We start from the raw sequence: 25,436 nt of genomic DNA on the forward strand, positions 1-25,436 counted from the left end.
CAATGAAAACATTTATAAAAAGCATCATCTTAATTGCGATTGCATCGGTTAACTTTTGCTACGCGCAGAACGCACGGTTCACTACATCGGGTACCGTAGAGTACGATAAAAGCTCAAATATTTACGCAATAATGCCACGTTTAATAACTAAAGAAAACGAGTATTATATGAAACCGGCTTATGAGCAGGTTAAAAAAATGCCCCAGTTCCGGGTGCTTAAAAGCACTTTAAAGTTTGGCGAAAATAAAACCCTGTTTACACCTATTGTGCCCGAAACTAATACGCAGAGTGTAAACCTTCTTATTACCGAACAAATTAATACGGTTTATAGTGATTTAGATAAAAAAATGGCCGTTTCTGAAAAAGAAATATATGGCGATAAAATGCTATTGACAGACAGTACACGCAAAATTGATTGGAAGATTACCGATGAAACGCGGGAGATAGCCGGTTATACCTGCCGCCGGGCGAACGCCTTAATTTTAGACTCTATTTATGTTGTAGCTTTTTATGCCGAAAAGATACCCGTATCTGGCGGGCCTGAGTTGTTTAGTGGTTTGCCGGGGATGATACTAATGGCGGCCCTGCCGCACGAAAACGTGATCTGGACCGCAACCAAGGTTACAGACGCTGCTGTGCCGCAAAATCAAATAATTGCACCCAAAAAAGGGAAAGCCGTAAACAATAAAACCTACCGCGCGGCACTTGAGGGTTTTATGAAGGAGGTGAGCCCAGGTTACCGGCCATTGTATTATAAAGCCTTTTTGTTATAACCCCACATCAACCTAAACTATATAAGCAGAAAGCGCCCCGTTTGAATATACGGGGCGCTTTTGTTATTATGATAATTGAATGCTGACTATTACAGCGTTTTAGGCGTGTATACCTTTATCACTCCATCATTCTCGCTGCTTACAACCAATAAGCTCTTTTTGGTAGGGCTGTTCTTAGCAGGTATTATCATTACGCCTTCGGGCGCGTCTCCGCATTTAAGCAATTGTAAATAAACAGGTTTTGTAGGGTCGGTAATATCGTATACGGCAACGGCGTCAGCACGCTCCATGCCAACAAAGGCAACTTTTTTATTACCTATTTTCCCAATTGCAATGCCCTCTGGTTCAACAGATTTGTCATCGCTACGGGCGTCGTCATAAACACTTGCTGCAATGGTTTTAACGTCAAGTTCGTTTTTGCTATCAAAAACTTGTGTGCCGGTATTACCGTTCCATACGCTGAAAGAGCGCGAACCTAACGAATACAATGCATCATAATCGCCATCTCCATCAATATCACCCAGTGTTTTTGTGATATTTAGTCTGCCTAATTGCTCATCTTTTCTCAGATCGGTTCTGTTGGGAAATACAGTTGGATCAAGGGTAATATCTTTAACACGTGCCACTTCAACAAATGCAGAATATTCGCGCGCGTCGCCTTCATTAGCAGTAAACAGGTAAGGAACGCCGTTAAGTTCGCTTACCGCAATACCGTCTGGCATATATATGCCTTTAACCGGCCAGCTGGCAAGTGGCGTGCCCGTATTTTTGTCGCTTGGGTCTATTTCATTGCCCGCTGCGTTATAATCTTTAAAGCCTAATGGAAAGATGTCGGTAATAGTTTTGGTGGTAAGGTTGATCTTAGCTATTGCATTGTTTTCCTGAAGAGTTACCCAGGCTGTTTTTGAATCGTCAGATACAGTTACATATTCCGGTTCAATGTCTTTAGCAAAATTCAAACCCGGGCCAAAAATGCGGAAACCCTTTGCTACCAACGCAGCTTTTTGTCCTTCAAATCCCGAAAAATCAAGCGTAGTAACCGCATAGTTATCGCTTACAGAAATAATAGACACCGTGCCAACAGGATCGTTTGTGTACGTATCATTTGGCTCACCCTCGTTAGCAGTGATTATAAATTTACCATCGTTTGAATAGGTTATCATGTCTGGCAAAGCGCCGACTGTAATAACTTTAACCTCGCTGTAGTCATCTGTTTTAAAAATTGCTACTTTGCCATTTGCCTGTTTATCTACAGACTCAATAGCGGCCGCCAATTTGCCATCAAATACGGCAACGCTGTTAACCGCGCCGCCATATGGCGCCATGCTGATGGATTTAATAACCGTCATAGCACCGGGGTTGCTAAAATCTATCACATCAATTTTGTTGACTGTTCCATTGTTAACTACAAATAAGCGCTTGGTCAAAGGGTCAAATGCCGATATCTCGGCAGCCCCTACATCTCCAATATCAATTGAGCCGATCTCCGCAAAAGTGGCCGGGTCCTCGTTAACAAAAAATTCAGGTTCGGGCTGAGGCTCTTGAGCTGCTTTTTTACAGCCAAATAAGCTTGCAGCCACAATAAGTGCAAGTAAATAGTTTTTCATTTTTAAGTTGGTTTTTAAATGAATCGCAAAACTATTCCGCTTATGTTAAAACATTTCAGTTAGACTGTTAAGCATTCGTTAATATGTCTCTTGAAATATTAACGATCTGTTAAAAAAGCGTTAATTCAAAGAATTGTGAAAACCAATACGGCGGCAAGGCGTTAAATATTAAGTTAAAATATTTAAACGAAAGGAAATAAAATGAAAAAGATAGGTGCAATAGCAAGTGTAATAGCAATATCGGCCATGCTTGGAGCTGGCGCGATAACCGCTAAACCAGTAGTAAGATTAAACACAGGTTATGTTGGTGTGGCAGCAGATACCATACCCGGCGCTGTTAAAAAGCCTGCACCAGGGCAGGTAAATCCATTGCCGCCGCAGGTTACCCCTAACCCTGTACCTTACCCCAATACAGTGCCAACGCCAACTCCTATGCCGGGAGTAACACCAAATCCGGTAACACCGGGTGTAACGCCAACGCCGTCACCCATGCCCGTAACGCCAAATCCGGTAACACCGGGTGTAACACCAACGCCGTCACCTATGCCGGTAACGCCAAATCCGGTATCGCCGGGTGTAACACCAAGATCGTAAATATTATTTTGAGAGCCCCGATAAGGGGCTCTTTTAATGCAGCCACCTGTAGAACCACTCAACGCTGAGCCAGTTATCTTCTGCATTAAATACATGCCCCAAATTGGGCTGCACAACAATGTTCAGATTGCCCGTCGCGTCTTTCAGTTTGTAGGCATCCGTTGCGGCCATAAACGCTATTTGTGCCCCGCCATACGGATTATTGGGATCTTTATCTTTGCTTAGTATCAACAGCGGGCGCGGAGCAATAAGGCGAAGTAGCGATGGGCAGTCAAACTCGCCGGTAACACCCGGCAATATCTTTTCCCAAACGGCTTTAACATTGGCTGTATTCAGGTCGGTGTCGCCCAAATCCTTAGCCGCTTTTTTATGCGCATCGCTTATGGTGCCGGCGCGGCCTTGCCATTGGTTATTATCCAAGATCCATTTAAAGCTTTGCGCCGCAATACCTACCACAAGAACTTTTATACGTGGATCAACAGCTGCGGCCATATAAGTTTCTATACCCCCCATTGATATACCTCCCATGCCGATCCGGTCGGCGTTAACATCTGGGCGGGTTACCAGGTAATCAATTAGTCGAAGCAGGTCGTAAGAGGTGTCGTACAAAAAAGGGTAGCCGTGGTGTGTAGCGTCATTGGTTTTCCAGGCCTGATAAACCGCGTCAGCATATTCCTGACTACGGTGCGCGCCACCGGGTACCCTATCGCCATGGAAACGTGCATCAATAGATACAGCCATAATGCCGCGTTTAACAAAGGTACTAACACAGCCTTAACCTCTCCGGCATCTTTATTACCACCGGTGCCATGCAGAAAAATAACCACCGGAAATTTGGTTTGCCCTTTTATAACGGGTTTATAAATCATAACGGGCATCTTCTCGGTCGCTTCAGTATAGATGCTGCCTTTCTCGGTCTGCATGCTATCTGTCGCCGTAACCGTAAACAAAGGTTTAGCGTCAACCAAGGGGCGTTGCAGTAATGCCTTAAAATTCTTTGCAACCTGCTCTGTCGGCGGATAGGTTGGAACTTGGGCGAACAGTAGGGGCGCATCAAGCAGAAGGACAGTTATAGCGGCTATAATATCTCTTAGTCGGATCACAATTTTTAAAGTATTTTAATTGGTGTGACTAAAGATAAAAATACCGCACCAAATTGTTGTAAGGTGCGGTACTAACTTTATTGGAAGCGGTGATTAACTAAACCACCATATTAACAATGCGCCCTTTTACAACGATCACCTTTTTAGGCTGTTTGCCATCAAGATAACGTTGCACATCAGCATTCGATAATACAAAAGCTTCAACATCTTTTGGCTCCATGCTTAGTGGTATGCTCAAATTCATTTTTGTTTTTCCGTTGATGGAAATAGGATAAGCAAAATCATCCTCTACCAAATAAGCAGGGTTAAACTTAGGATATGCGGCATATGACAACGTTCCGGCAGCGTTGCCTAATTGGATCCACAACTCCTCGCAAATATGCGGCGCGTAAGGCGACAGCACAATAACCAGATCCTGCAAAATTGCGCGTTTGTTGCATTTTAAATCGGTTAACTCGTTTACAGCTATCATGAAGCTGGAAACCGATGTGTTGAACGAGAAACGCTCTACATCTTCTTCAACCTTACGGATGATCTTATGTAATGATTTTAACTCTGCTTTGGTTGATTCAGTATCTGATACGCCGAACTCCCAGGCATCGTTGTGGAACAAGCGCCAGAATTTGCGCAGGAACTTAAATACTCCTTCAATGCCATTGGTGTTCCATGGTTTGCTCTGCTCCAGCGGACCTAAAAACATCTCGTACATACGCAGGGTATCGGCACCATAACGGGCAATCAGATCGTCCGGGTTAACAACATTGAATTTGGATTTTGACATTTTTTCCACTTCAACACCGCAAATGTATTTACCTCCCTCTAATATAAATTGGGCATTTGCAAAGTCGTCACGCCACGCTTTGAATTTATCAAGGTTCAAAGTGTCATTCTCAACAATATTAACATCAACGTGAATAGGAGAGGTGTTATAATCCTTGATCAATCCGTGCGATACGAAAGTGTTGGTTCCCCGCCCTTCTTCGTCTACCAAACGATAAACAAAGTTACTGCGTCCCTGTATCATGCCTTGGTTGATCAGCTTTTTAAAAGGCTCTTCTTCGCCAACTTTGCCAATATCCTTTAAAAACTTATTCCAAAAACGGCTGTAGAGTAAGTGCCCGGTAGCGTGCTCGCTGCCACCTATGTACAGGTCGACGTCTTTCCAATATTCAATTGCTTGTTCTGATGCAAACTCACTGTTATTATGCGCATCCATGTAGCGGTACCAGTACCAGCTACTGCCTGCCCAACCCGGCATGGTGCTTAATTCATAAGCATATTCAGCCCCCTCTAAATCTCCCCCGGTATGGGAGACTTTCGATTCTTTAGTGAAATGAGATTTGTCTCTTTCTGGCAATGTATCCAGTTTGTTTTTGATTTGGTCAAAAACTCGCTGTGGGTTGCGCAATACTTCCTCATTATCAAACCTTATTACTTCAAATCCAAAGTGATTCAATATCGCAGTCCGATCATCGTCGGCTTCTTTATTTAGTTTGTGATGATGCCCATCCAATTCCACTACTAATCCCTTTTCAAGAGAAACGAAGTCGGCAATAAACTGATCAATGGCGTGTTGTCTTCTTAATTTATAGCCAGTTTGCTCTTTTCTTAACAACTGCCAAAGAATACTTTCAGCTTGAGTTGGGTCGCTGCGATTTGATCGACTAAAATCTTTTAATTGCTCATAGTAAACCGGGTCAGCTGTTTCGCGATAACTACCGGCTTTGTGCGGTGGCGAAGTCTCCCCTACCGGGGGAGATTTAGAGGGGGCTGATTCCGGCTTGTAACTCCATCCCTCAGCCCTTGCCAATGGTGGTTCGCCGCTTTCTGTTGGCAGATATTTATCAATTTCTGGTAACAGTAGAGGCAATTCGCTTTCTTCAATCAATTGCGGCAATCCATCCTTAAAATAAACAGGAACAGGCTCGCCCCAGTAACGCTGACGGCCAAATATGGCATCGCGCATCCTGAAATTTACCTTGGCCCGGCCGGCTCCCAACTCTTCCAGTTTAGCAACGGTTGCGGCCGTGGCTTCTTTATAGGTTAAGCCATTTATAAAATCAGAATTAATGTATTTGCCCTCTTTAGTGGGGTCGGCTTCATCAACAATATTTTGCGAATCCAGTATTGGAATGATAGGCAAACTAAAATGCTTGGCAAAAAGGTAATCGCGCTGATCACCGCTTGGTACGGCCATTACTGCGCCGGTACCGTATCCCGCTAAAACATAATCTGCAATATAAATAGGCACACGATCACCATTTAGCGGATTAAGCACGTAGCTACCCGTAAACGCACCCGATACCGTTTTGGCATCTGCCATACGGTCCAGTTCAGATTTCTTTTTTGTTTGGGTAATGTAAGCATCAATTCCGGCCTTTTGCTCAGGCGTAGTTAACTCTGCCACCAACTCATGCTCAGGCGCTATCACCAAAAAAGTAACGCCAAAAATGGTATCAACACGAGTGGTAAAAACCTCAATAGAATCCTGACTCTTCACTCTTGATTCCAGACCCTCAATCGGAAATTTAACTGAAGCACCAATACTCTTACCGATCCAGTTGCGCTGCATTTCTTTAAGAGGTTCGGGCCAGTCAATGGTGTCTAAGCCTTGCAATAATCTATCAGCATAGGCGGTAATGCGCATGCTCCACTGCATCATTTTCTTTTGTTCAACGGGGTAGCCACCACGCTCGCTAAATCCGTCTTTAACCTCATCATTGGCTAAAACGGTACCCAAGGCAGCGCACCAGTTTACGGTGCTTTCGCGCAGGTAGGTAAGGCGATATTTTAAAAGCTCTTCTTGTTTTGAGTGACTATCAAAAGCTTTCCATTCATCAGCGGTAAAGCTTAATACTTCATCATCACAAACGGCATTAACACCAGCCGATCCGTTTTGCTCAAAATAAGCAACCAGGGTATCAATAGCCTCTGCTTTGTTGGCAGCTTTATTATACCAGCTGTTAAACAGCTGCATAAAGATCCACTGTGTCCATTTGTAATAGTCGGGCGAGCTTGTGCGCACCTCTCTACTCCAATCATACGAAAAGCCGATCTGGTCCAGCTGGCGGCGGTAAGTAGCAATATTAGCCTCAGTAGTTACGGCAGGATGCTGCCCGGTTTGTATAGCGTACTGTTCGGCGGGTAAACCAAACGAATCATAGCCCATGGGGTGCAAAACGTTAAAGCCGCGTAAGCGTTTATATCTTGAAAAAATATCTGAAGCAATATAACCCAGTGGGTGCCCCACATGCAGGCCCGCTCCTGATGGGTACGGAAACATGTCCAATACGTAATACTTGGGCTTTTCGCTGTTATTTTCAGCTTTAAATGTGCCGTTGTCGGCCCAAAACTGCTGCCACTTTTGCTCTATATCTTTAAATTGATAATCCATTGGTTGAATTCTACCGGTTTAACCGCGAAATTAAGAAAATCTCTATTAGTATGGTAGTTTAATTGGGATACTGAAATTATGATTTACTTGACCAAACACCAAATTCTGCTAATTTTGCAGCCATATCTTATTATCACAATTTATGAAAAAACTTTTTACCACACTTTTTGCAGTGATGGGTTTATGCACCCTGGCCCTTGCACAACAATCAAAAGGCGTTGAATTTGGTATAGGCGTTGGTTACAACGGCGCGTCGGTTAGCACGGTCAATAACGAAAGTACCAAATCAAAATCAGGCTTCAATGTTGCCTTATCTGCCGACAATTATTTTTCTGACAGGTGGAGCCTAAAGGTAAAAGCAATTTATGATCAAAAAGGTTGGGGCGGAGGCTTTTTGACCACACCTACAACAACTTATTCGGACGTTGACTTTTCTTTAAATTACTTAACAGTGCCTGTTATGGCTAACTGGCATTTTGGTAAAACCAGAAATTGGTATCTTGACTTTGGTCCGTATGCCGGTTTCTTATTAGATGCCAAAACGTCAAAATACTCCGGTTCGATAAAAGAAGCTTTCAATTCTGTCGACGGTGGTTTAGCTTTAGGTATAGGTGTAAAGCTTCCAATTTCAGAAAAAACAAAGTTTTATATTGAATATGATGGGCAGGGAGGTGTGGCAGATCTTTTTAAAAACAATTCCGGTTCAACTATCCACAGCACAAGGAGCAGTTTCAACGTTGGGCTAAATTTTTAAAGCAAATTGAATTATGGCGACGGCAGTTTTGGTTAACCGAACTGCCGTTTTTTATTATAGGTAGTGCAGGTTTATGCGTTTGCAGGCCGAAAGTAACGTTATCATAAACAAGGCCTGTTATTACAATAGCATCGAAATTTATTCGTTAATTTGGATATGAGGGTAGGTGTTAAGTTATTATTGTTAGTATGCTGTGCGTTGCTGCCATTGTTGAGCAAGGCATCGTCTATATTAATACCGATGGACGACACGCAAAAGAATCACCTTAAATCATACGGTATAGCTTTCTGGATGCTGAAGAACGGCGGCGAGGTTAACTGGTTGCTTAACTACCGCGGTGGTAGTTTTATGGCGCAGCATACCAGTACCATAGAAACCGAATGCAAAATACGTGGCATTAGCTATGAGTTAATAGGCGACGCGCAAGCCAGCGCTATTATAACCGAAGTGAGCGATCCTTCTGTTAATATGGACCTTGTAAAGCTGGAAAAAGCGCCAAAAATAGCCGTATACTCCCCTAAAAGTAAAATGCCCTGGGACGATGCCGTTACCCTTGTACTTAAGTATGCCGAAATACCTTTTGTTGTTGTTTATGACGAGGAAGTTATAGGCGGCGAACTGCCCAAGTACGACTGGCTGCACATGCACCATGAAGATTTTACCGGCCAGTACAGTAAATTTTACACCAATTACAGCAATGCCAGCTGGTATGTTGAAGACCAAAGGGCGCAGGAGGCCATGGCTAAAAAGCTGGGCTTTAAAAAAGTATCAAAAATGAAGCTGGCGGTAGCAGAGCATATCCGCGATTTTTGCTCCGGAGGTGGGTTTTTGTTTGCTATGTGCGCAGGTGCCGAAACCTTTGATATTGCGCTTGCAGCTGCTAATACTGATATATGTGAAGCCATGTTTGATGGTGACCGTGCCGACCCCGACGCGCAATCTAAATTGGATTTTACGCAGACCTTTGCTTTTCAGAATTTCAGGTTAGATACCGACCCTTACTCGCACACGTTCAGCAATATTGATGTTAACGCAACCCGTACGGTTGAACGACCGGAAGATTATTTTACACTGTTTGATTTTTCGGCCAAGTGGGATGTGGTACCAAGTATGCTTACCCAAAACCATGATAAAGTTATTAAAGGGTTTAAGGGGCTTACAACTGCCTTTAACAAAAACGTGCTAAAGCCCGGCGTTACTATTATGGGCGAAATGAAGACGGCCAACGAGGTGCGCTATATTCATGGCGAATATGGCAAAGGGCAATGGACCTTTTATAGCGGCCACGACCCGGAAGATTATCAACATGCCGTAAGCGATCCACCAACTGACCTGAACCTGCACCCCGCCTCGGCAGGTTACCGGTTGATATTAAATAACGTGCTATTCCCTGCGGCTAAGAAGAAGAAACAGAAGACGTGATATGCTACTTTCCTGCGCAATTATTACTTAATACGGCTTACTACCAGATCCATAGCCTGCGTATATGAGCTCCCTACAGGCAGCACTGCACCATTTACAATGATCTGGTGCCGCTCTATCTTTTCAATTTTATTGTGAGCCGCTATAAATGAGCGATGGATGCGGATAAACCTTCCGGCAGGAAGCAGCGCCTCGGCTTCGGTTATTGTCATACGGGAAAGTACTGTGCTGCTTGTTAAAACAAAATTGACATAATTGCCAGTAGCCTCCAGGTAACAGATCTCGTCAAAATTTACACGTACCTGCTCGTAGCCCGTTTTAACAAACAGGTAATTCTTTTTATCGTTCACAGTCTCGCGCAGCAAAAACAGCTCATTGGCTTTATTGCAGGCTTTGGTAAACCGCGCCAGCGAAAATGGTTTAAGCAGATAATCCACAGCGTCTAACTCAAAACTCTCAACAGCGTGTTCAGAATAAGCAGTAGTGAAAATTACCATTGGCTTTTTATTAAGACAGCGCATTAGCTCCATGCCGCTTATATCGGGCATTTTTATGTCTAATAACAGCAGGTCTACAGGCTCTTGCTGCAAATACGCCATCGCCTTAAAAGCATCAGCAAAGCTGGCCTTTAAATCAATAAACGGCACCTTATCAGCGTGCGATCGCACTACTTCTAAAGCTAATGGTTCATCGTCTATGGCTATTGCGGTTAGCATAATGTATTGTTTTCGCTGTTATCTCGAACAGTAGTGAGAGATCTATACACGGCCAATCCGGCTGCTTAGCGTGTGTATAGATCTCTCCTTGTACCATGTGGAAATGACAGATTACTTATAATGTTTTAATTAACTTGTATCGTTAAATGTATAAAATTATTTAATCAAAGCCGCTTCCAGATCCTTGTAAAGCGCTTCGCCATCACTTGGTCTTTTGGCATTGTTGTCGGCAATGTTGCCGTTTTTGTCAATAATAAAATAGCGTGGATAAGCCTGGTCCTTATCGGGTATGCCCAACTCATTCCATAGGGTCTTTATCTCGTTATCTGTTTTACGGATATGTTCGCCCGTCATATTATTTATAAAAATAAAATCCCGCCATACCTCATCGTCTTTATCAGACTCTCTGGCAATATTCAAGAACACTACATCGTCATTTTTAAAACGCTCTTTTAAAGCCGGAGTATATTTAAGTTCCGCAATACAGGGTGGGCATTGCGTAAACCACATATCAATTAACACAACTTTGCCTTTGTAGGGCTGCAAAACGTTAGCTAATGAGTTTGCCGTTTTATAATCCGGCCGTATCCTGATATTCAGATTATGGGCATACTGGTCTCTTGCTTTTTTTAGTGGCAAAAATAGCTGTTCGGCAGCAGCAATATACCCCTTGTCGGTACAGTTGTTTTTCATGAAATGCAACAACCTGTCAGCTAATTGCAGCTGTCCCGACATGGAAAAATTGAACATCAAATTGCTTAGTTGTTTCTCCCAGGCATATTGCGGCATAATATTTTTAACAGCCAGGTTAAAGGCATATTTTTCACCGCTCGCGTTTACATTTTCCATTAACTCGTCAAAATCTATCCCTGAGTTAGTTTTAAGCGCCTGTTTGGCTAACTGCTTATCAGGGTTAACAGTATATGGGTAAAAAGCCTGCCACGCTTTAAACTGCGCATAATTGTCCAGATAGATATTTGCGTATAAACCCCGGTCACGTTCATTTTTAGCAGGCGCTTTGAACAACTTAAACGTTGAATCAATAAAACGCAGATGGAAATCTTTCCGGTTTTTCCGGTTATTTACATATGCCCCTATCTTATCAGCTACGGCATGGGCGTACTGGTATTTTACTTCGGCTGCAATTAGCGATTTAAATGCCGGCGGAACAGCTGATCTATTCACATAATTTAAACTACTGTCAAGACTATGCATAACTTGGGGGAGTTTTATCTGAATCACAGAATCAACAGACCAGGTTGCGTATGAATTTTTTGCCTTTAACTCTTTTATAAACGGGAGATCGCTTACATTACTTAAATGCAGCTTAACTATTAAATTATTTTCCGGTTTAGCGTGCCCGCTAAAGCTGAACGGATTGGGTGATTGGGTGTTTATATTGACATGCAAAGGCCGGTTAGGGCTAAGCAATATATATTGCTGAATTTCTTTATACACTAATATTGCAAATTTCGCGGTGCGTTCTGAACTACGGAATTGAAAATTGCCTGCTTTGTTCGGTTTTAAATGAACCGAGTTGTTTGGCCAGTAGTTGCCATCGCGCGAGAAATTAATTTCAATGGCATCCTGCACTTTTGCATTTTTAATAGTGCCTGTAATTTGAAGCTGCGCAATGCTAATTTTTACAAGCGTAAGCAGTGATAAGGTAAGTAATAATTTTTTCATGATGATTTAATTTATAGGTGTAAAATTACCTGCAGGGGTATTGCTGCTCAAGTGATTGGGATGAAATACAGATTTAATGGGATGGAAACTGGGGGGCTACAGTTGTACCGTTAAATGCACAAAAAACTCCTTTGTGGTTTCGCGTATCATCAATTCGTGCCTGTCGGGATAGAGCAATTGCAAGCGTTGTTTTACATTCTCCAGGCCAATACCGGTATGGTTTTTTTCAGGGTCGATACCTGTTTTAGGATGAACGCTGTTGTGCACATCAAAAAACAGTTTGGCCCCCTCTGTGTGCAGGGTTATTTTTATGTGCGATGCTTCGCGCAGACTAATGCCATGCTTAAAGGCATTCTCAACAAATGGAATGAGCAGCATGGGTGCTATCTGCAAGCCATTAACCGATTCCTCAATTTCTGTCTGGATAACAATATCCGGCGATGTGTGGGTGCGCAATTTTTGCAAATCGATGTAGTTTTTTAAATAATCAACTTCGCGCATCAGCGGTATTTTTTCCTGCGTGTTCTCATGCAGCATAAAGCGCATCATATCGCCCAACTTTTGGATCCCCTCGCCGGTGCGGTCTGCATTTTCTTGTATAGCTGTGCCATATAGGGTATTAAGCGCATTAAACAGAAAATGAGGATTAATCTGCGAGCGCAAAAAATCAAGATTGGCAGATGATTGACCAAGCGCGGTTTTTAAGCCGGTTAACTCAGCATTTCTTGATAGCCGATGATGATAAATTGCCCAGGTTGCCGGGGCAACAATAAATACTTGGGAGGATGCATAAAGTAACGCGATCAGTGTAAACGTTTCAACTTTAAAATTCCCCATAAGTCCATAGATAAAAACCACTACTAAACCGATAACAAAAGCAATCAGGGTGACCCGTGTCAGGTAGTTAATAAAGCCCTTGTTTTGGCTTTTCACAAGTGGTATTAACCTTGCCGATAAATAAATGTATATAGGAATAACAGGTAGCGCAAGCACTGCCGGCTCATTGATAAATGCATATAGTAATGCCCAGATTGCAAATAATATATAAGTATCTCGCCTTAGTGGCGTTAAGCGCAATCCGTCAAAAGTAAACAGTATATTTTTTTTGTATTTTAAGTAGCTGTACACCACGTAAATACCTGTAACCCATGTAACAGTAATTACGCTTCTCCAAAACAATTGGAGGCCTACACTTCCATATAAAACGGTTCTGTCTTTTACGGGCTTTAAAAAAAGATAGTAGTTGATCCATACCGACGACCATGTCCATACACCTATAAGTGCGGCAAACAACAGCAAGGCGTAAATTATATTAGTTGGTATGGCAACACGATTAACCAGGTTTTTTAAAATGACGAAATGCGCTAAAACATATACTCCATATAATGCAATGTACCGGAAAAGCCAAGGCAAAAAGTAGTTTTCAATATATGATAAGCTTACACCCAGCGTTGCAAAACCAACTACCTGTTCCTGCCTAAATCCTACGCCTTTTGCGGCATCGTTAATAAGGCCTAGCGTAAAAAAAATGAAAACACCTGTAACCAACCAAAATTCAGACTTGTTGTACTTATCAATTTCAAACTCTTCTTCCATTGTAATGCGGTTTAAATATGCCGCAATGTAAGCAGCTTGCTAATAGTTGCTAAACAGTTGGGATGAAAACACAAAACCGTGGGATGAAAAAGGGCAAAGCGCGTTTTGTAGCAGATGTAGCACGTTTGTAGCAGGGTGTAGCACCCTTTCTGCTACACTACAAGCGCAGGTTTATTTCTTTTTTAACGCTTTGTTTTTTTTCTTTTGCGCACGGTCTTTTTTCTTCTGGCTCATATCGCCCATGCGCTTCTTTACGGCGCTTTCTGTTTTCTCATCTAAACCCATGGTAGGTTTAAGTCCTTTTAACATGGTTGTCCATGCAGTTTTAAAGAACGGAGAATCTTTAGGGCGAGCGTAAACCACATTGAATGTGCGGGGAGTTTCGCCGGGTTCATCGGGGTTGTTATGCTTAATTACAAACAGGTTGGCAAATAAGGTAGGGATCAATTTACGCGAGTATAACAGATTGTCATCATTAACACGGAGTAACCTAACCTTAACGTCATTATATAAAAGTGCAATATGACCCCTTGATATGCTGGAATTGCCATGAATGTTAAAATCGTAGCTTTTTACTGTTCCCTCGGTAATTTTTACCATAGCCAAAGGCATGGTGACTTTATTAAGCGCCTCCAATTGCATTAGGCCCAAATGGCCCTTAAAGCTATAAGGCGCGTTGCGTGCCCGTAAATTAAAACGGAAGGAAATATTGAGCTTGCCTTTGCCCATAAACCAGGTATTGATCTTTACTGTGGCTATGCTGTCTGTTTTTAGCGCGTTAGGGTTGGTTGTAACATTCCTTATTAGCGCATTGGTACCTGCAAATACAAGCGTTCCGGTTTTATGCGATTTTTTACCCACTTCGTTGTAGGTAATATTGATTTTTTTAAGCTCGATGGAATCTATCTTTAAATCAGTTTCCAGTTTATAAAGTGCCACATTAGGGAAGGTTTCCAACTTGTCTTTATATATCCTGATCTTATTGGGATTGTTATACAGATCAAGTATTCCGCCGTTAATAATTAGGCTGCTTGCTGCAAGGCTGCGGTATTTATGGTAGGATAAAAAATCGAAGTTATTAAGTTGCACAGAATCAAACCTTACCTGGAACTTATCCTTACGACTTTTCGCGAAAAAAACATCAGCCTCTACGGGATCAAACTTAAAACCCGTAACAACCAGCTTAGCGGTTGAAGTGGACAGCTTGAGCCGCTTTAATGAATAGGTATATAGCCCATTGGCCGTTCGGCCCGAGTAATTTTGCACATCGCCGGATATATCTTTACAATATTAAAAGACGGGTGCGGTCTGTTTGCGTTGCCGAGTCGATCAGCAGATCGTGCGCGTGCAGGCTCATCTGTTTAATTTCAGACACGGCAACTTTGTTGCCAGAGTAATCATCGTATTTAAAAGAGATGTTATCCAAAAAAATATCGCCCACGTGGGCCGACTTAAAGCTTTTGGATAGCTTTTGCCAGGCGGTGCGGTGGTCTTTATCAGTAGTGTCTTTAGTATGATTTAGTGCGTAGCTTACCTGTATGTGCGGCGAATTGATGGCAATGCGGCCGATATCTATTACTTTACCAAAATACAGCTTAAACGGATGGATCTCTGATAAAATGATGCGACGGGCATTCAGCCTTACTAAATTATTAGGGGCCGTGCCCAGCTTAACTCTGCGGCGGTAAAGCTGTGTGTCTGGTATTAATGATACGTTGTAAAGCATTATTTTGCCTTGCAGAATGTGTAGTTGCGCATCCGAAAAATCGGCACGGTATAAACTGTCGCTGCCCTTAATAACGGCATTTCTTACCTTCCTGGCTAAAATTGGCGACCATATACTATTAATAACCAAGGCGCCTATCAACAGCAAAACAACAGGCACAACTATCACGGCAGCTACAATTCTGCTGCGTTTGGTGCTTAAAAATTTAATAGCCATAATTAGTTCCCCGTCGGTTTGCCTGCATCTGCCTCGTTCTTTTGTTTAGCCTTTTCTTCAAGAATTTTTTTCTCTTCCTTTTTTCGCTTGCGCTCTTCTCGCCTCAATTTACGGTTTTCTTTAAAGTTATTGAACTTATCAACCAGCGAACCTACCTTTTCTATTACTTTGTTAACCTTACCTTCGGTTTTTGCGTCAAAACCTACGCTTGGTTTTAATCCGTCTAACAAACCTTTATACAAAAAGCTAAAGAACGATGTGGTGGGATCGCGCTTAACATTGATGGGGCCGGGCCTGAAATTGCCCTTCCTGTCCGGGTTACTGTTTTCTATAATAAGCGAGTTGGCAACAGTTGAGATAAAGCCCTGGTTTTGCAGATCCTTTTTGCCTGCCACTTTTTTAAGTAGTTGAACGTTCAGGTTTTTGTAGTAAAACTGCAGCATACCTTTACCGCCATAGTTATTGGCATCCACATTAAAATCAAGCCGCTCAACATCGGCAGATCTTACCTGCACCATCGCCAATGGCTTTACCAGTTTGTCGAGTACGCGCCCGTCAAACTTACCCAAACGGCCGGAGTAATTAAAGCCACCCCGTTTATCGTTTAAATCAAACTTAAAGTTAACAGTTAAAGGCGCGGCGCTCATAAACAATGTTTTGATATGAGCCGTCATATAATGATTCTTCTTTTTAGCGTTCGGATCATTGGTGACATTTAAAAAATATCCGTTTGTTTTTTTAAATGTTATCAATCCGGTTTGCTCTGATGTTGCGTCTGTTTCTGAATACGTTATGTTAGAATTGGCTATATTTAACCGACTTAGCCTCATGTCTAACGCTACCTTCTGCAAAGCCTGGTGCGGATCCTTACCGATCTTTGATGATTTTTTGCCTTTGTATTTGCCATCATGATAGATCTGAACATCGGCATTCTCAACATCCATAGTTCCGGCATACAGTTTCTGATCGCGCAAAAAGCGTTGCAGATCTATATCATTGATGGCGATTTTTTTAAACTTCATGGTGAAAATATCACCACTTTCGCCGGTCTTGCGGTAAAAAGCGTTGCGGCTGTAGCGGGGTGTTAAATCAACCTTATTTAATCTAATGGTACGCTTAGCGGTAGAAAAATAGATCTCCTTAATTGCTGAGGTATACAGACTATCGGGTGTCTTCACTTTATAATTCCTAATAATTACATCTACGCCTTTGGTATAATAAAAACGGCTTTCATCCTGTGCAGACAACGAGTCTATTAGCACGTTTGAGATATTAATGTCCAGGTTTTTTAAAGCCGTTTGCTTAGTTTTCGGTTCGTTTTTGTTAATATAATTTAAGCTGATATTTTTAAGTGAGATAGAATCAACACGCACCTCTTTAAATATATTTTTAACCAACTGATAAGGTGTTTTAGGATTACCAACCTTAACCGTATCATTAAAAGCGTAGCGTTTGTTAATTACAGTGAGGCGAGGTTCATCAATTGTTATACTACTTACATTAAGTATTTTGTCTTGATAAGCCTTTTTTGCGCCTACATTTTTAATAGTGAGTTTATCTACGCCAAGGATAAAAAGGTTATCCGGCGCTTTTTTTTGTTCAACTAATTTGTTGTAAATGTTGGTGTCGGGTATCAGCTTAAAATCAGATAAAGTAGCGTTGCCTGATGCGAGGTTGAGATCAAAATCTGAATATTCAATACGATACAAACTGTCGGTTGATTTTAAGATCATCTCTTTTAACTTAGCCTGCAATAAAGGTTTCCATTTATCGCCTGCAAAATAACGGTTATAAGCATACCAGGTCCCGGCTCCAATAATTATTAAAATACATAGCACAATAAATGGCCAGCGGGGAAAGCTTTTTTTGGGTAACGAATTTTCTGCGGCCATTTAAATAGGATTAATTTAATGTAATAACAACAAAAACTTGATTTTGTTAATTCTGCCAATCTGTCACGCTATATATAAAATTTATGTATTTTTGCAGCTCAAATTTTTATAGCAAATGATAGATTTGGTTCTTCCGGATAAAACACATGATGAGGGCAGACAGGGCGAGGCTTTACTTTTAGAGCCGGTTGAAGGTAAGAATAACGGGCGCAAATTGTATATAGAAAGTTATGGCTGCGCCATGAATTTTTCTGACAGCGAAATAGTTGCATCTATTTTAGCAGAACAGGGTTTTGAAACCACCGGCGATTACACCAGTGCCGATGTTATCTTTATTAATACCTGTTCCATTCGCGAGAATGCGGAGACGAGGGTACGCAACCGTTTAAAGGAATTTAAAACAGCCAAATCTAAAAACCCCGGTATGGTGGTAGGTGTGCTTGGTTGTATGGCCGAGCGTTTGAAAGCCAAATTTTTAGAAGAAGAAAAACTGGTTGATGTAGTTGTTGGCCCGGATGCCTACCGTGATCTGCCTAACCTTATAGACCAGGTTGATAGCGGACAAAAAGCAGTTAACGTATTGCTATCGCGCGAGGAAACTTATGCAGATATCAGCCCGGTACGGTTAAACAGCAACGGCATTAATGCCTTTGTATCAATTATGCGCGGTTGCGACAACATGTGTTCGTTCTGCGTAGTGCCCTTTACCCGTGGCCGCGAACGCAGCCGCGATCCTTATTCAATTGTAAAAGAATGTACTGATTTGTTTGATCAGGGCTACCGCGAGGTGACCTTGTTAGGGCAGAATGTGGATTCGTACAAATGGAGTAGTGAGAATCAAGAATCAGCAGGCGAGAGCCAAGACGAGCCGTTTAAAGTCAACTTTGCCAACCTGTTAGAAATGGTGGCGGGTGTTAGTCCCGAGCTGCGCATCCGCTTTTCTACATCGCATCCAAAAGATATTACCGACGAGGTTTTATACACTATGGCTAAGCACGATAATATTTGCAAGTACATTCACTTGCCGGTACAATCAGGCAACAGCCGCATATTGGACCTGATGAACCGAACTTATGATCGCGATTGGTACATCAACCGTATTGATGCTATCCGTCGCATTATGCCTGGCTGCGCTATTTCAACCGATGTTATTACCGGTTTTTGTACAGAAACGGATGAAGAGCACAAAGAAACCGTAAGCATGATGGAGTATGTTAAGTACGATTTTGCTTACATGTTTATGTACTCTGAACGCCCGGGTACTTTAGCAGCAAAACGCTATGCAGACGATATACCCGAGCCTGTTAAGGCAGCACGTTTAACAGAGATTGTGGCTTTGCAGCAGCAGCATTCGCTTCACCGTTTGCAAGCGCAGTTGGGCAAAGTGCAGAAGGTACTGATAGAAGGTTTCTCAAAAAAATCAAAAAACGATTACGCGGGCAGAACTGACCAAAACGCTATGATGGTTTTCCCCGTTGATGAAAGATTTAAACCGGGGCAATATGTATATGTAATGGCAGAAAGATGTACTACGGCTACGTTGATGGGAAGAATTGTTGATTAGTTTATTGGGTTGATTAGGTCAGTAGCTGGGTGTTTGATAAAACCATTCACCTAATCTAACATAATCAACCACTCACTCTACCAATGGAAATACAAGAAATAAAACAACGCTTCGGTATCATCGGCAATTCGCCGTTGCTGAACCGGGCAATAGATATAGCAAACCAGGTTGCACCTACCGACATTTCGGTATTAATTACCGGCGAGAGCGGTAGCGGCAAAGAGGTATTCTCGCACATAATACACCACATGAGCCAGCGCAAGCACGGGCCGTTTATAGCGGTTAACTGCGGCGCTATCCCCGAGGGTACTATTGATTCGGAACTATTTGGTCACGAAAAAGGAGCTTACACCGGGGCAGTTGGCGAGCGTAAGGGTTATTTTGAAACGGTTAACGGTGGTACCATATTTTTAGATGAGATTGCCGAAATGCCCCTGGGTACGCAGGCAAGACTGCTGCGCGTGTTGGAGTCGGGTCAATATATTCGGGTAGGTTCATCAAAGGTTGAAAAAACTAACGTCCGCGTAATTGCAGCTACCAATGTTGACGTTTATGATGCTGTTAAAAATGGTAAGTTTCGCGAGGACCTTTATTACCGTTTAAATACAGTCCCGCTGCGCATTCCGTCGCTACGCGAAAGAAAAGAAGACATTTACCTGTTGTTTCGCAAATTTACTTCAGACTTTACTGATAAATACCGCACGCCACCCATACAATTAGATGATGAGGCACAGCAGATGATCACCAACTATGGGTGGCCGGGTAACGTAAGGCAGCTAAAAAATATGGCAGAGCAATTAGCCGTATTAGAGCGAAATCATCTTATAACCGGGCAAACGCTGCTTACCTACATTCCATCTGATGGTAATAACCGTAATTTGCCTATGCGCCTTGAGCATCAGCCAAAAGAAGATTTTTCTGAACGGGACATACTGTATAAAGTGCTGTTTGATATGAAACGGGATATGGTTGAATTAAAGAAGCTGGTTGTTGATATGATAGAGCACGGCGGCGTGGCAAGCAATTACCCTAACCACTCACAAACGCTTACGCAGTTGTATCGTGATATTGAGCTGCCTGTTACAAGCGAGCAACAATTTACTATTCAGCAGCCCGTTAATAATATCAATAAAATTACTAATGATGACGATAGCTTTAATATAACGCAACACGCCGAAGAAGTAGAGGAGTCATTGTCGCTGATAGAAAAAGAGTCTGACCTGATACGCAAAGCGCTTAAAAAACATAAAGGCAAACGTAAGCTTGCCGCTAATGAGCTGGGTATATCTGAACGTACCTTGTACCGAAAAATTAAAGAACTGAATTTATAAGCTGATGAAACGACTTCTTTTAGCGCTACCCCTTATAGCTGTTTTGGCGTTTTTAACGCCAGGGTGCTACACCTTAAAAAGTACAGCTATCCCCGCCGAAATGAAAACGGTTAACGTAGCTTTTTTTGAAAATAACGCGCCGTTAGTTGTAAGTAATTTAAGCTTAACCTTTACCGAAGCGCTTAAGGCTCGCATACGTACCACCACACGCCTTAGCATTGTTAACGGCGAGGGCAATGCCAATATGAGCGGGGCCATAACAGATTACAGGAGTGCACCGGTTTCAATACAGGCGCCAAGTAATAACGCGCCGCCGATAGCCGGAGCACAGGCGCTTACGCTGGCCATACGTGTTAAGTTTGATTATCCAACAGATAAAACTATATCGTTTGACCAAACTTTTAGCAAAAGCATTAATTATTCCGGTAATCTGGCATCGCAGGAGCAGGCGCTCCTTCAAACGCTCACCAGCCAGATCATTGATGATATTTTTAACAAAGCCTTTAATAATTGGTAACAATTTTATAGCTTCAACGGCGTGAACGAATACACAAGAAATAGTGCGAATGGCTTTTTTTATGATCTGCTGGATAACCCGGCCGATCTGTCTGATGCTAATGCTTTCAAATTACAACAGCTTATTAATGAATTTCCCCAAAGCGGTTTGCTGCGGTCAATACTGGCCGTAAAACGCGAGGAGGAAAGTCTGCACAGCGCCAGTACTTATGTTAACCCCAAGCTGCTTTATGTAATTGCAAATGCTGTAGGTTCTCTTCTGCCTGTATCTGACGAACAGATTGTAATCTGCCAAAAGCCAGGAGATGCCAAAGTAGTGCTGCCGCTGCCCAAGGGTTTGGAATTACCTAACCCTGTTGTAGATGAATCAAACTATTTCCATATTCCAATTGATCCTGATCTGGCTTATAAGGCAGAGGAACAAACGGAGGAGATAGAAGTGTTTGAAGAGGATCCTGAAATTGAAGATGCAGATAAGGAGGTTGAGGTAGCGACTGCCGTTATTGACCACGATACTGAAATTCATAATGAAGTAGCGGAAGAAAACGAGACAGCAGAGGGTGCTGTTCTATTATCAGAAGATGATACTGAAATAGCAGAGGAAAAACGAGTTGAAGAGGATGCTGCCCTTTCATTAGAAATTGATGCCGAAGTAGCAGAGGAAAACCAAACGGAAGAGAAAGTCGTTCCAACTTCACAAACTGAGGCTGAAGTAGCGGAGGAAATCACGGCTGCCGGTGAACAGCCTGAACACCCGGCGGTTACAGAGCAAACGAAAGATATTGCAGTTGAAACTGAATATACCAAAGCAGATATTAAGCCAACGCAAACTTATGATGAAATCGACGACGAAGTATTCGACGAAATTGTAAGTATTGAGGATATTGGACTTGAACAGTTAGCGGTATTAGACAAGGTTGCAGATGAAGCCGAGCAGAATGTAATAAATGATCTGGCAGAACAGGAAGAGACAGGTGACCTGATAGAAACTGAAGAAACGCCTCATCCAACGGAAACTGAGGCCGCACACGATCCTGAAGAAACTGAGGAAACGGCGGTGGCGAATAATTATTTTGTACTTGAGCCTACGCTTCCGGCAGATGAAGAATACCGTGAGCCTTCAAATGTCGCGACGCGAGATGTGCGGGGTAACCAAAGCCGTCAGCGTGTTTCAAGATACAATGACGAGAAGCTACCTTATAGCTTTATGTGGTGGTTAGATAAAACGCGTAAAGAACATGCGGCTATTTATCAGCCTTTCGCGGTTGAAGGTAAATTTCATACGGAAACCGTTACGCCTGAAGAAAAGCCACAAGCTGGCGCAGACCACCTGCAGCAACAGTATGTTGAAAATATTTTTGCTGTAAGCTCGGTGGTTAGCGATTTAAAAGTTATCCCACCGAAGGAACATGCACCTTCTGTTGAAACAAAAGCGGATAAAATAATTGAAAAGTTTATTCATGAAGAGCCGCAGATAAAACATCCCAGTAAAGCTAAACTGGATAGCGAAAATAAGGCAAAGAAAAGCTCTGAAGACCGGGACGAACTTGTTACCGAGACGCTTGCAAAAATATATACCGAGCAAATGCTGTATCATAAGGCTATTTTAACATACAAAAAATTGATGTTGAAATTCCCGGAAAAAAGCCTTTACTTTGCAGGCCAAATTGAACAATTAGAAAATAAAATAAATTAATAAAGATATGTTAATAGTATTAGTGATCCTGGTAGTGATAGTATGTGCGTTGCTGGGACTTATCGTATTGATCCAAAACCCTAAAGGCGGTGGTCTTTCATCAAATTTTTCAAGCTCATCACAATTAATGGGTGTGCAAAAAACTGGCGACTTTTTAGAAAAAGGTACATGGGTTTTGGCTATCACCTTAATGGTACTGTCATTGGGTATTAATGTTGTAGCTAAAAACGGCCCCGCCGCTGGTACTGCTAACAAATATCAGGAGCAGATCAATAAATCGCTTGATGCAAAGCCTACTACCAGTGCTGCACCACTTGCGCCGTCGCCTGCCTTCCCTTCGGCTGCCACACCGGCAAAAGGAGATACATCAAAAAAATAATATCTATCAACTTATATAGAAAGGCTTTGGAAACCCCAAGGCCTTTTTTGTGTTATATATAACTGTCATGATGACACGCCATGTTAAAACTTTTCAGACTTAAAAAAAGTAACCGGTATAAAACTGACAATTAAACAGCCAATAATGGCAATTTTTAATTTTTTTGCCGCTTGGCATAATTGATGTGTAAAAGCAAGCACATAGAAAAACTTACAAGTAACCTAAAATAAAAAGTTATGTCAATTAAATTTAAGCCTATTGCGGGCACAACTAACCGGGTAGTTATACAAGCCGCTCCAGCGGAAACTAAAACAGCGTCAGGTATTTATATTCCTGAGACTGCACAGGAAAAACCCCAAAACGGTGTAGTAGTGGCGGTATCTGAAGAGGATCCTGATGGTAAAAAGCCAACTGTAAAAGAGGGAGATAGAGTACTTTATGGAAAATTTGCTGGACAAGAGTTTCCACTTGAAGGAAAAGATTATCTAATTATGAGAGAGTCCGATATCTACGGAATTATTTTGTAATGTATCGAGCAATCAATAAATCATTAATTAAAATTAAAATACACATGACAAAGCAAGTTAAATATAACGTTGAAGCAAGAGACGCGCTAAAAAGAGGCGTAGACATTCTGGCTAATGCGGTAAAAGTTACTTTGGGCCCTAAAGGTCGTAACGTAATTATCGACAAGAAATTTGGTTCACCTGTTGTTACCAAGGACGGTGTTACAGTAGCTAAAGAAATTGAGTTGAAAGACACCATTGAAAATATGGGTGCACAGATGCTTAAAGAAGTAGCTTCAAAAACTGCTGATCAGGCTGGTGATGGTACAACTACCGCAACTGTTTTAGCGCAGGCTATTGTTACTGCAGGTATTAAAAACGTAGCTGCCGGTGCAAACCCAATGGATTTGAAACGTGGCATTGACAAAGCTGTTAAAGTAGTAGTTGCTGATTTAAAGAAACAAAAACAAGATGTTGGTGATGATTTCAGCAAGATCAAACAAGTTGCTTCTATATCAGCAAACAATGATGAGGTAATTGGCGAGATGATTGCAGATGCAATGAAAAAAGTAGGTACTGCAGGTGTAATAACTGTTGAAGAAGCAAAGGGTACTGAAACTGAAGTTAAAACTGTAGAAGGTATGCAGTTTGACCGTGGTTACCTTTCGGCTTATTTTGTTACTAATACTGACAAAATGGAAGCAGAATTAGAGAACCCATACATCCTTATCTGCGACAAGAAAATATCTTCGATGAAGGAAATTCTTCCTATCCTTGAAAAACAAGTTCAAACAGGCAAACCATTGTTAATTATTGCTGAAGATCTGGAAGGCGAAGCACTTTCTACTTTAGTAGTTAACAAGATCCGTGGCTCACTGAAAGTAGCTGCAGTTAAAGCTCCTGGTTTTGGCGATCGTCGTAAAGCTATCCTTGAGGATATCGCTGTATTAACTGGTGGTACTGTTATATCTGAAGAAAAAGGTATCAAATTAGAGTCAGCTGAATTAAGCGATTTAGGTCAGGCCGAAAAAATAACTATTGATAAAGACAACACTACTGTTATTAACGGTAAAGGTGATGCTGAAGCTATCAAAGGCCGTATCAACGAAATATCCATTTCAATGGAAGCTTCTACCTCTGATTATGACAAGGAAAAACTGCAAGAGCGTTTAGCCAAGTTATCAGGTGGTGTTGCTGTATTATATGTTGGTGCAGCTACCGAAGTTGAAATGAAAGAGAAAAAAGACCGCGTTGATGACGCATTACACGCAACCCGCGCTGCTGTTGAAGAAGGCATTGTTGCTGGTGGTGGTGTAGCATTCATCCGTGCCGTTGCTGCTTTAGCTGATCTTAAAGGCGATAACGAAGATGAAAATACTGGTATCCAGATCATCCGTCGTGCTATTGAAGAGCCGTTACGTCAAATCTGCGAGAACGCAGGTATTGAAGGTTCTATTATTGTACAAAAAGTAAAAGAAGGCACTGGTGATTTTGGTTACAATGCACGTACCGACAAGTTTGAAAACTTAATTGGTGCAGGTGTAATTGACCCAACTAAAGTAAGCCGTATAGCTTTAGAAAATGCAGCTTCAATTGCAGCTATGTTGTTAACAACAGAGTGCGTATTGGCTGATGATGCTGAAGAACAATTTAACGGCGCCCCAATGAATGGCGGCGGCGGCGGTATGGGCGGCATGATGTAATATGCACGCTTGGCTCCGTAAGAGTCAGAATAAACTAATAAAACCCCTGTATGTTTTTACGTACAGGGGTTTTTGTTTTCAATACGATTGTTATTGTCACTATGCGGTAAACAGACGGTCATCAATTAATCAAATGATTAATTTTTGGTAAAACGGGCGTTTTCTGAGCTTATTTTTGCATCAGTATTTAAAACCTGCAAATCAGGCACAACAATTGAATACTTCTAAATATGAAACGTTTAACACAAACAACAAGGCATGT

20 protein-coding genes are annotated in these 25,436 nt (G+C 42.1%); 11 read left to right on the forward strand and 9 right to left on the reverse strand.

Annotated features, from left to right (window positions below):
• The first annotated feature begins 2 nt into the window (after positions 1-2).
• Positions 3-773: a GLPGLI family protein gene (locus ACVW2L_RS19615; protein WP_457129647.1), complete on the forward strand. Its 771-nt coding sequence runs from the start codon at positions 3-5 to the stop codon at positions 771-773.
• A gap of 89 nt (positions 774-862) precedes the next feature.
• Here ACVW2L_RS19615 and ACVW2L_RS19620 read toward each other — a convergent pair whose 3' ends face one another.
• Positions 863-2,380 (reverse strand): choice-of-anchor I family protein, encoded by a 1,518-nt coding sequence (locus ACVW2L_RS19620; RefSeq protein WP_457129648.1) that lies wholly within the window; start codon positions 2,378-2,380, stop codon positions 863-865.
• 201 nt (positions 2,381-2,581) lie between these two features.
• Here ACVW2L_RS19620 and ACVW2L_RS19625 point away from each other — a divergent pair, with 201 nt between their 5' ends.
• On the forward strand, positions 2,582-2,974 hold the full coding sequence (locus ACVW2L_RS19625; RefSeq protein WP_457129649.1) for a hypothetical protein: 393 nt from the start codon (positions 2,582-2,584) through the stop codon (positions 2,972-2,974).
• Positions 2,975-3,007: 33 nt separating this feature from the next.
• Here the strand turns inward: ACVW2L_RS19625 and ACVW2L_RS19630 are convergent, their stop codons facing one another.
• Positions 3,008-3,715: a prolyl oligopeptidase family serine peptidase gene (locus ACVW2L_RS19630; protein ID WP_457129650.1), complete on the reverse strand. Its 708-nt coding sequence runs from the start codon at positions 3,713-3,715 to the stop codon at positions 3,008-3,010.
• 459 nt (positions 3,716-4,174) lie between these two features.
• Entirely contained in the window at positions 4,175-7,471 is a 3,297-nt protein-coding gene (locus ACVW2L_RS19635; RefSeq protein WP_457129651.1) for a leucine--tRNA ligase, read from the reverse strand.
• Positions 7,472-7,613: 142 nt separating this feature from the next.
• Between ACVW2L_RS19635 and ACVW2L_RS19640 the strand changes: the two genes are divergently transcribed.
• Both ACVW2L_RS19640 and ACVW2L_RS19645 read left to right on the forward strand, forming a co-directional pair.
• Positions 7,614-8,225 (forward strand): porin family protein, encoded by a 612-nt coding sequence (locus tag ACVW2L_RS19640; protein WP_457129652.1) that lies wholly within the window; start codon positions 7,614-7,616, stop codon positions 8,223-8,225.
• Positions 8,226-8,465: 240 nt separating this feature from the next.
• Positions 8,466-9,647, forward strand: coding sequence for an asparagine synthetase B (locus ACVW2L_RS19645; protein ID WP_457130217.1), 1,182 nt, complete (start codon positions 8,466-8,468; stop codon positions 9,645-9,647).
• Between the two features lie 23 nt (positions 9,648-9,670).
• Here ACVW2L_RS19645 and ACVW2L_RS19650 read toward each other — a convergent pair whose 3' ends face one another.
• From ACVW2L_RS19650 to ACVW2L_RS19675, 6 genes are all read right to left on the reverse strand, one after another.
• Positions 9,671-10,363: a LytR/AlgR family response regulator transcription factor gene (locus ACVW2L_RS19650; protein WP_457129653.1), complete on the reverse strand. Its 693-nt coding sequence runs from the start codon at positions 10,361-10,363 to the stop codon at positions 9,671-9,673.
• A gap of 156 nt (positions 10,364-10,519) precedes the next feature.
• Complete coding sequence (locus tag ACVW2L_RS19655; RefSeq protein ID WP_457129654.1) at positions 10,520-12,049, reverse strand: TlpA family protein disulfide reductase; 1,530 nt, start codon at positions 12,047-12,049, stop codon at positions 10,520-10,522.
• A gap of 96 nt (positions 12,050-12,145) precedes the next feature.
• Positions 12,146-13,645 (reverse strand): sensor histidine kinase, encoded by a 1,500-nt coding sequence (locus ACVW2L_RS19660; protein WP_457129655.1) that lies wholly within the window; start codon positions 13,643-13,645, stop codon positions 12,146-12,148.
• Positions 13,646-13,816: 171 nt separating this feature from the next.
• Positions 13,817-14,911, reverse strand: a complete 1,095-nt coding sequence (locus ACVW2L_RS19665) for a hypothetical protein (protein WP_457129656.1) — start codon at positions 14,909-14,911, stop codon at positions 13,817-13,819.
• Between the two features lie 16 nt (positions 14,912-14,927).
• Positions 14,928-15,587, reverse strand: coding sequence for a hypothetical protein (locus ACVW2L_RS19670; protein ID WP_457129657.1), 660 nt, complete (start codon positions 15,585-15,587; stop codon positions 14,928-14,930).
• A gap of 2 nt (positions 15,588-15,589) precedes the next feature.
• Positions 15,590-17,479 (reverse strand): hypothetical protein, encoded by a 1,890-nt coding sequence (locus ACVW2L_RS19675; protein ID WP_457129658.1) that lies wholly within the window; start codon positions 17,477-17,479, stop codon positions 15,590-15,592.
• Positions 17,480-17,594: 115 nt separating this feature from the next.
• Between ACVW2L_RS19675 and miaB the strand changes: the two genes are divergently transcribed.
• From miaB to groL, 7 genes are all read left to right on the forward strand, one after another.
• Positions 17,595-19,043, forward strand: a complete 1,449-nt coding sequence (gene miaB / locus ACVW2L_RS19680; protein WP_457129659.1) for a tRNA (N6-isopentenyl adenosine(37)-C2)-methylthiotransferase MiaB — start codon at positions 17,595-17,597, stop codon at positions 19,041-19,043.
• Between the two features lie 83 nt (positions 19,044-19,126).
• Positions 19,127-20,374 carry a sigma-54 interaction domain-containing protein gene (locus ACVW2L_RS19685; RefSeq protein WP_457129660.1) on the forward strand — a complete coding sequence of 416 codons (1,248 nt, stop codon included), beginning with the start codon at positions 19,127-19,129 and terminating at the stop codon, positions 20,372-20,374.
• 4 nt (positions 20,375-20,378) lie between these two features.
• On the forward strand, positions 20,379-20,891 hold the full coding sequence (lptE, locus tag ACVW2L_RS19690) for an LPS assembly lipoprotein LptE (RefSeq protein ID WP_457129661.1): 513 nt from the start codon (positions 20,379-20,381) through the stop codon (positions 20,889-20,891).
• Positions 20,892-20,912: 21 nt separating this feature from the next.
• Complete coding sequence (locus ACVW2L_RS19695; RefSeq protein ID WP_457129662.1) at positions 20,913-22,586, forward strand: hypothetical protein; 1,674 nt, start codon at positions 20,913-20,915, stop codon at positions 22,584-22,586.
• 7 nt (positions 22,587-22,593) lie between these two features.
• Entirely contained in the window at positions 22,594-22,965 is a 372-nt protein-coding gene (gene secG / locus ACVW2L_RS19700) for a preprotein translocase subunit SecG (protein WP_457129663.1), read from the forward strand.
• Between the two features lie 236 nt (positions 22,966-23,201).
• Complete coding sequence (locus ACVW2L_RS19705; protein WP_457129664.1) at positions 23,202-23,492, forward strand: co-chaperone GroES; 291 nt, start codon at positions 23,202-23,204, stop codon at positions 23,490-23,492.
• Positions 23,493-23,536: 44 nt separating this feature from the next.
• A complete protein-coding gene (gene groL, locus ACVW2L_RS19710; RefSeq protein WP_457129665.1) occupies positions 23,537-25,174 on the forward strand; it encodes a chaperonin GroEL in 1,638 nt (545 codons plus the stop codon).
• The last annotated feature ends 262 nt before the right edge of the window (positions 25,175-25,436 follow it).

The sequence above is a fragment of the Mucilaginibacter sp. HD30 genome (genome assembly GCF_054061755.1).